Here is a 7,614-nt window from a genome sequence, read left to right on the forward strand (position 1 = left end):
CGCTTGAGGTACTCGAACAGCGCGATGTCGTCGTCCGGGCCGAGGATGTCGTTGAGGAACATGCGCAGCTGGCCCGGCTTCTGCGGGAAGTTGACCAGGAAGTAGTGCTTCAGGCCGCGGTAGACCAGGGATCGCTCCATGATCTCCGCGTAGCGCAGGACATCGTTGTTGCCGCCGGAGACGATGCAGACGATGACCTCGCCCGGGCGCGCGTTGAGCTGGTCGAGGGCGGCCACCGACAGCGCGCCGGCGGGCTCGGCGATGATGCCCTCGTTCTGGTAGAGGTCCAGCTGCGCCACGCACACCGCGCCCTCCGGGGCGATGACCGTGTGGATGCGCGAGCGATTGCGGTCGATGATCTGGTACGGAAGCTCGCCGAGCTTCTTCACCGCGGCGCCGTCGACGAAGGGGTCGACCGACGGCAGCTCGACGGGCTCGTCGGCGGCCATCGCGGCGGTGAGGCAGGCGGCGCCGGCGGGCTCGACGGCGACGAGGGCCGTGCGCGGCGACATGTCGGCGAAGTAGCTGGTCACGCCCGCAAGCAGGCCACCGCCGCCAACTGGGACGCACACCGTGTCGGGCGTGAGGCCCTGGCCGGACAGCTGCGCGACGATCTCCGCGGCGACGGTGCCCTGGCCGACGATGGTGTTGAAGGAGTCGAACGGCTCGATCATCCGCGCGCCGGTGGTCTGCGCGTCGGCGCGGGCGGCGGAGGCGGCCTCGTCGAAGCTGTCGCCGGTGACGATGATCTCCACTGCGTCGCGCCCGTGGTAGGCGATGCGGTCGCGCTTCTGCTTCGGCGTCTGGTTGGGCACGTAGATGCGGCCCTTCACGCCGAGGGTGCGGCAGGCGTATGCGACGCCCTGCGCGTGGTTGCCGGCGGATGCCGCGACGACGCCGGCGGCGCGTTCCTCGTCGGTGAGCTGCACCATCGCGTTGTAGGCGCCGCGGATCTTGTAGGACCGGACGTCCTGCAGGTCCTCGCGCTTGAGGAAGACCCGCGCCCCCGTCAGCTCGCTCAGCCGCGGGCAGAACTGCAGCGGCGTCGCGGCGATGACCGACGAAATCCTGGCCTGGGCGGCCTGGATGTCCGCCGCGTGGACGAGGCGGCGGGCGGTGTCGGTGGACGGCGCGGAAGAAGCGTTCATGGACGTAGACGATACTCGCCCCGGTCGCCGAAAGTGGAACGCAGGGTTCACGAGATGGGACGTGGGTCGCGCGGCGGGGACCGCGACGGAAAAGTGGCTTCCCCGATGAAATTGTTCGCCGCCGCCGGTAGCGTGAGCCCATGAACGAGCACAGAGCTTTACGACGAACCGCCGCCGCCCTGTTCCTCGTGCCCGCCCTGGCCGCCGGCGCGTGTTCGACGGGCGATGACGGCGCATCCGGCGCAGCGGCGCCCGACGAAGCGAACATGGGCGTCGAATCGTCCGAAGCCGGCGGCGGCCCGTCGCCGAGCGTGGGCGACGACGGGGGCCCGATCGCGGAGGACGACGCACCCGAGCCCGTGGCCATCGACGCCGACGCCATCCAGTTCGAGCTCGGCGGAACGCAGATGCTGTGTTGGGCGGACGCAGACGACGGCAGCGACGACTCGGTGTTCGGATGCCAGGGCGCGGCGGGATGGGACGCGACCGAGGGCCCCTCCCCCGCATCGGTGCTCCTGTTCACCGTCGCGGACGACGGCGAAGGCGAGGGTAAGGGCGAGGGCGACGGGGACGACAGGGGCGGCGTCGGTGGCGGCGACGCAGACGACGCAAAGGAGGGCGTGCGTGCCGTCCAGGCCAATGCCCCGGTGACCGCCTGGCAGATCCAGGGCGTCCGTTCCAGTGGCCGATACCTTCTCGGCGACGCGACGATCGACCTCACCGACCGCGAGCGCCTGACCTTCACCGTCGAGGTCGGCGACGGGGAGACCGAGTCCGGCTGGGTCACCGTCGAGGACTACGCCTGGGACGAGTAGCCGACCTCCCGGCAACGGGCACGGCCCAAATACACGCCAAACGGCCAGATACTCATGTTCTGCCGCGTGTATCTGGCAGGTTCACGTGTATCTGTGATCGGCGGGCCGTCGTAAAGCCTTTCCCCAACGCGAAGCCATCGCCGAAATGCGCAGGACGCCCTCGCAATTCGGGTGCACCGGCGGGAACGAATGTGCAAATGGTTTCACCGGAAATAGTAGCGTCGAATGCATGAACATTCACGCCGTTTCCCGCCGCAGTGCAGCGGCCATCCTCGCAGCATCCGCCCTCCTTCTCGGAGCATGCTCAGATTCGGAGGAGCCGGCCCCGTCGGCGACCACCACCGAAACCGAGACCACCACGTCGCCGACGTCGACGAAGCCCTCACCGTCCACGGAAGAATCGAGCGAGTCCCCGGAAACGAGCGCCACCGAGGAAACCGAATCTTCCGGTGAATCCACGGACGACGGTGACGGCGCCGTCACCGCGCTCGAAGCGGACGGCATCGCCTTCACGCTCGACGGCGTCGGGATGAGTTGCTGGGTCGGCGAGCAGGCTTTCCTCAATTGCCAGGGGACGGCGGAATGGACGCCCACGTCCGGCCCCGGGCCCGCGAATACGCTCAGCTTCGACATGAACGCGGAAACCATCCAGGCGATGCAGGCGAACGCCAACATGGCGGACCTGGATCTCGACGAGGTCGACGGCGGCGACCGTTACGAAATCAACGGCGTCATCTTTGATCTCACGGAATCCGACCGACTGACGTTCACCGACGAGCTGTCCGGCAAGTCCGGATACATCACCGCGGACCGCTACGGCTGGAGCTGATCTGATCGGGCACCGCGGACGTTGCTGCGCCCGCCGCTCCGCCACTGGTCTGATTGACTTGGTGTTATCACCGCCCTCAATGCGACCGAATTCCCAATCCCCACAAACACGCCAATCTGACGGAAACACGCTTCCTGTCGCGTTTATCCGGCAGGAAGGCGCGTTTCGCGCAGTGGCCAGCGAGCTCGCGCCTACTTACACTCGGCGCCATGACCGCAATGATCTGGACGCTTCCCGGAGAATTGACAATGGGCAATGAAGACGCCGCCATCGCACTCGTCAACGGCTACTACGCGGAAAACGATGGACGCGTCAGCTACTCCGGAGCCCGCTTCGACGTCCTGGATGGCGGCGGCGACCGCGAAAAAGTTCGCGAACACTTCACCCACGCCGATTTGCTGTCGACGGGGCTACTCAGCACCCCGCTCAAACGCCATTCCGTATTGACGATGCTCGGCGAGCATCAGCCGCATCTGCGTGCACGGGCCGAGCGGATCCTCGAGCAGCTCCCCACCCAAACCGACCTCAAGAACGCCGATGACTCAACGCTCGGCGTAGCCGAAGAGCTCAGGCAAACGCTCCTCGAGATGCCGGGCATCGGTCCGGTCATCGCGTCGAAGCTGATGGCGCGCAAACGTCCCCGACTGATTCCCATCATCGACTCGGTCGTTACGGAGACCCTCGATCACCCGGGCGACAATCAATATTGGGCTCGCTTGCGCGAGTATCTGCGCACGGATGGTTTGCATGAACGCCTGCTGGAAATCGGGGCTGAGTCAGCCGCACCCGACGGCACGAGCGCAATCCGGATATTCGACGTCATCGTGTGGATGCACGGAAAGAAGCGCACCGACTCGCCGTAAGGCAGGTGGGCTTGGCGCACCAGTGCGCCGTAAAGCAAGGCGGCCCGTCGCGCCGGAGCGGCAAACCCTGCGTGAAGCACCGCCGTCACTGCCCGCCGGCGCGCTGCCCCGCCGCTACCCCAGGATGCCCGTGCCCATCGTGGCCTTGAGATCGCCGAACAGGCTCGACGACTTGGTCACGCGCAGATGCTCGCCGAGGACCATCAACGTCGAATTGTTGCCCTCCACGAGATTCAGGTACACATCCGAATCGCCCTTGTTGTTCACCAGCACGCCCTTGAGCTTCGCGATGTTGTCCGGCGTGCACTGATCCGTACGCATGGTCAGGCGAATCGGGCTGCCCGACCCGTTCAGCCCCAGGTCCGGGACCTTCAGGTCGTCGCACACGATCGACAGGCGGTCGTCGCGGTACTGGACCCGGGCGCGGACGAGAACGATCGCGTCCTCGGCGACCAGCGTCGACACCATTGCGTACGTGCGAGGGAAGGCCAGGACCTCCACCGATGCGCCGTTGTGGTCTTCCAGACCGATGATCGCCCACGGCAGGCCGTCCTTGTTCACGCGGCGATCGACGCTGGATATGATGCCGCCGATGACCACCTCGGTGTTGTGCGGCACTTCGCCGCCGACGATGGTGGTGATCGCCGTGTCTGTCTGCTGCGCCAGCGACTCCTCGAACCCGTCGAGCGGATGGCCCGACACGTACAGGCCGAGCATCTCGCGCTCGAGAGCCAGCTCGTGCTTGCGTTCCCAGTTCTCCTCCGGGATCTTCACCTGGAAGACGTTGTCGGCATCGTCGCCGGCCTCGTCGCCGCCGCCGAAGCCGGCGAACAGGTCGAACTGGCCCTTGTCGGCGGCCTTCTTCGTCGGCAGCGCCGCGTCGACCGCATCTTCGTGGATCAACGCCAGACCCTTGCGCGGGTGCCCCATCGAGTCGAAGGCGCCGCCCTTAATCAGTGACTCCGTCACGCGCTTCGAGCACGGCAGAGTGTCGATCTTGTCCAAGTAGTCCGAGAAGTCCTTGAACGCGCCCTTCTCCTCGCGGGTGGCGACGATCGAATCGACGACGTCGCGGCCGACGTTGCGGATCGCGCCGAGGCCGAAGCGGATGTCCTCGCCCACGGACTGGAAGTTCATCGCCGACTCGTTGACGTCCGGTGACAGCACGTGGATGCCCAGGTGGCGGCAGTCCGACAGGTAGATGGCGGACTTGTCCTTGTTGTCCGCCACCGACGTCAACAGCGCCGCCATGTACTCGGCGGTGTAGTTGGCCTTCAGGTACGCGGTCCAGAAGGACACCAGGCCGTAGCCGGCGGCGTGCGACTTGTTGAACGCGTAACCGGCGAACGGCAGGATCGTGTCCCACAGCGTCTTGATCGCCGCAGCCGAGTAGCCGTTGGACTTCATGCCGGCCTCGAAGTTGATGAACTCCTTTTCCAGCACCTCGGGCTTCTTCTTGCCCATGGCCTTGCGGAAGCCGTCGGCCTGGCCGGCCGTGTAATTCGCCACCTTCTGCGAGATCCTCATGATCTGCTCCTGGTAGACGATCAGGCCATAGGTCTCGGAGAGGATCTCCTCCAGCGGCTCCTCCAGCTCGGGATGAATGGGCACGATCGGCTTCACGCCGTTCTTGCGGTCGGCGTACTCCCAGTGGGCGTTGACGCCCATCGGCCCCGGGCGGTACAGCGCCAGCGCGGCCACGATGTCGTTGAACTCGGTCGGGCGCATGCGCTTGAGCAGCTCGCGCATGCCGCCGCCGTCGAGCTGGAACACGCCGAGAGTGTCGCCGCGGGCCAGCAGCTCGTAGGTGGGGCCGTCGACGACATCGAGGGTGTCCAGGTCGATGTGCTCGTCCCGGTTGGACACGACGTTTTCCAGGCAGTCGCCGATGACCGTCAGGTTGCGCAGGCCCAGGAAGTCCATCTTCAGCAGGCCGATGGCCTCGCACGCCGGGTAGTCCCAGCCGGTGATGATCGCCCCGTCGGCGGCGCGCTTCCACATGGGGATGTGATCGAGCAGCGGCACCGACGCCATGACCACGGCACACGCGTGCACGCCGGTCTGGCGGACCACGCCTTCCAGTCCGCGGGCGGTCTCGTAGATGCGGGCGACGTCGGCGTCGGTCTCGATGAGCTGGCGCACCTCCGCCGCCTCGCCGTAGCGCTCGTGCGACGGGTCGACGATGCCGCCCAGCGGGATGTCCTTGGCCATGATGGGCGGCGGCAGCGCCTTCGTGATCCGGTCCGCGACCTGGTAGCCGGGCTGGCCCATCTGCACGCGGGCGGAGTCCTTGATCGCCTGCTTCGTCTTCACGGTGCCGAAGGTCACCACCTGCGCGACCTTGTCCTCGCCCCACTTGTCGGCGGCGTAGCGGATCATTTCGTCGCGGCGGCGGTCGTCGAAGTCGATGTCGATGTCGGGCGCGGACGGGCGCTCGGGGTTGAGGAATCGCTCGAACAGCAGCCCGTGCTCGATCGGGTCGATGTTGGTGATCCACGTGGCGTACGCGACCAGCGAGCCGGCGGCGGACCCTCGGCCCGGCCCGACCTTGATGCCGATGTCGCGGGCATGGGCGATGATGTCGGCGACGATGAGGAAGTACGACGGGTAACCCTTGCCGTCGATGACCTCGATCTCGTATTCGGCGCGGCGGATGTACTCCTCGGGCACCTCCGCGCCGTCGAAACGCTTGGCCAACCCCTCCATGACCTGGTGCCGCAACCACGTGGTCGGGGTCTCCCCCTCGGGCACGTCGGCCTTCGGCATGCGGTCGTGGGGGTGCTCTTCCCAGATCGGGTCGTAGTCGCCGACGCGCTCGGCGATGAGCAGAGTGTTGTCACACGCGTCGGGCACCAGGTGGTCCCAGGTGGCGCGCATTTCGGCGGCGGTCTTGATGTAGTACCCGTCGCCGTCGAACTTGAAGCGGTCGGGGTCGTGCAGGGTCTTGCCGGTCTGGACGCACAGCATGGCCTCGTGCGCCTTCGCCTGATCGCGGGTGACGTAGTGGCAGTCGTTGGTCACCACCGGCGGCAGGCCGAGCTTCCGCCCGATCTCCAGCAGCTCGGTGCGCACGCGGGTCTCGATGTCGAGCCCGTGGTCCATGAGCTCGAGGAAGTAGTTGTCCTTGCCGTAGATGTCCTGCCACATGCCGGCCGCCGCCAGCGCCTCGTCGAACTGCCCCAGGCGCAGGCGCGTCTGCACGTCGCCGGAGGGGCAACCGGTGGTGGCGATGATGCCCTCGGCGCGCTCGGCGATGATCTCGGCGTCCATGCGCGGGTACTTGCCCAGCTGCCCCTCGTACGACGCCATCGACGACAGGTAGAAGAGGTTGTGCAGCCCCTGCACGTTTTCGGCGAGCATCGTCTGGTGCAGGTACGAGCCGCGGCCGGAGACGTCGTCGCCCTTCTGGTGCGGTTCGCCCCACGTGATGCGGTTCTTGTTGAAGCGGCTTTCCGGCGCCATGTACGCCTCGATGCCGATGATGGGCTTGACGCCCTTCTTCTTCATCTGCCGGTAAAACGCGTTGGACCCGAACATGTTGCCGTGGTCGGTGACGCCGACCGCCGGCATGCCCTGCCGCGAGACCTCGTCGGCGAGCAGGTCGATCTTCGCCATGCCGTCCAGCATCGAGTACTCGGTGTGATTGTGGAGATGCACGAAGCTGGAGTTGGCCATGGCTCCGGATTGTAGGCGGTGCCCCGGATCGCGGACCAATGGCGCGGAATTTAGAACAAAATTAAAGCCCTACCTGCATATATCCATGTTCGCAGACGTGTGCAAGGTCACGTTATCGAAACTTTACAATTCACCCGCCCGCCCCCATACTTGAGCGCATCCTCACGTTTGGCCCATGGAAATCATCCGGGGCGACGTACCCGGCCGGATCTCCCGGACGGGCCCTCCAAGGAAAGGACACGCGATGTTCGCTCCCCTGCCCGACGGCGTCTTCACCCTCTTCC

Annotated in this window: 5 protein-coding genes; 3 read left to right on the top strand and 2 right to left on the bottom strand. The window is 66.3% G+C overall.

The genetic code is table 11. From position 1 onward, the window contains the following. Nucleotides 1-1,148, bottom strand: a 1,148-nt coding sequence (ilvA, locus tag GX015_RS06100) for a threonine ammonia-lyase IlvA (protein WP_291343602.1), incomplete at its 3' end; no start/stop codon positions are given. Between the two features lie 140 nt (nt 1,149-1,288). Here ilvA and GX015_RS06105 point away from each other — a divergent pair. The 3 genes from GX015_RS06105 (at nt 1,289) to GX015_RS06115 (ending at nt 3,655) form a co-directional block, all read left to right on the top strand. Beyond that, entirely contained in the window at nt 1,289-1,963 is a 675-nt protein-coding gene (locus GX015_RS06105; protein WP_291343604.1) for a hypothetical protein, read from the top strand. A 229-nt stretch (nt 1,964-2,192) separates the two neighbouring features. Next, nucleotides 2,193-2,792, top strand: coding sequence for a hypothetical protein (locus GX015_RS06110; protein ID WP_291343605.1), 600 nt, complete (start codon nt 2,193-2,195; stop codon nt 2,790-2,792). Nucleotides 2,793-3,001: 209 nt separating this feature from the next. Continuing rightward, a complete protein-coding gene (locus GX015_RS06115) occupies nt 3,002-3,655 on the top strand; it encodes a DUF6308 family protein (RefSeq protein WP_291343607.1) in 654 nt (217 codons plus the stop codon). A 114-nt stretch (nt 3,656-3,769) separates the two neighbouring features. Here the strand turns inward: GX015_RS06115 and dnaE are convergent, their stop codons facing one another. Further along, complete coding sequence (gene dnaE, locus GX015_RS06120) at nt 3,770-7,330, bottom strand: DNA polymerase III subunit alpha (RefSeq protein ID WP_291343609.1); 3,561 nt, start codon at nt 7,328-7,330, stop codon at nt 3,770-3,772. Between the last annotated feature and the right edge of the window lie 284 nt (nt 7,331-7,614).

It is taken from the genome of Corynebacterium sp. (genome assembly GCF_012837295.1).
Lineage (GTDB): Bacteria > Actinomycetota > Actinomycetes > Mycobacteriales > Mycobacteriaceae > Corynebacterium.

Bases quoted from the DNA above. Each gene is read 5' to 3' on its own strand.
- dnaE (WP_291343609.1), bottom strand. From the start codon at position 7,330: ATGGCCAACTCCAGCTTCGTGCATCTCCACAATCACACCGAGTACTCG.
- GX015_RS06110 (WP_291343605.1), top strand. From the start codon at position 2,193: ATGAACATTCACGCCGTTTCCCGCCGCAGTGCAGCGGCCATCCTCGCA.
- GX015_RS06105 (WP_291343604.1), top strand. From the start codon at position 1,289: ATGAACGAGCACAGAGCTTTACGACGAACCGCCGCCGCCCTGTTCCTC.
- GX015_RS06115 (WP_291343607.1), top strand. From the start codon at position 3,002: ATGACCGCAATGATCTGGACGCTTCCCGGAGAATTGACAATGGGCAAT.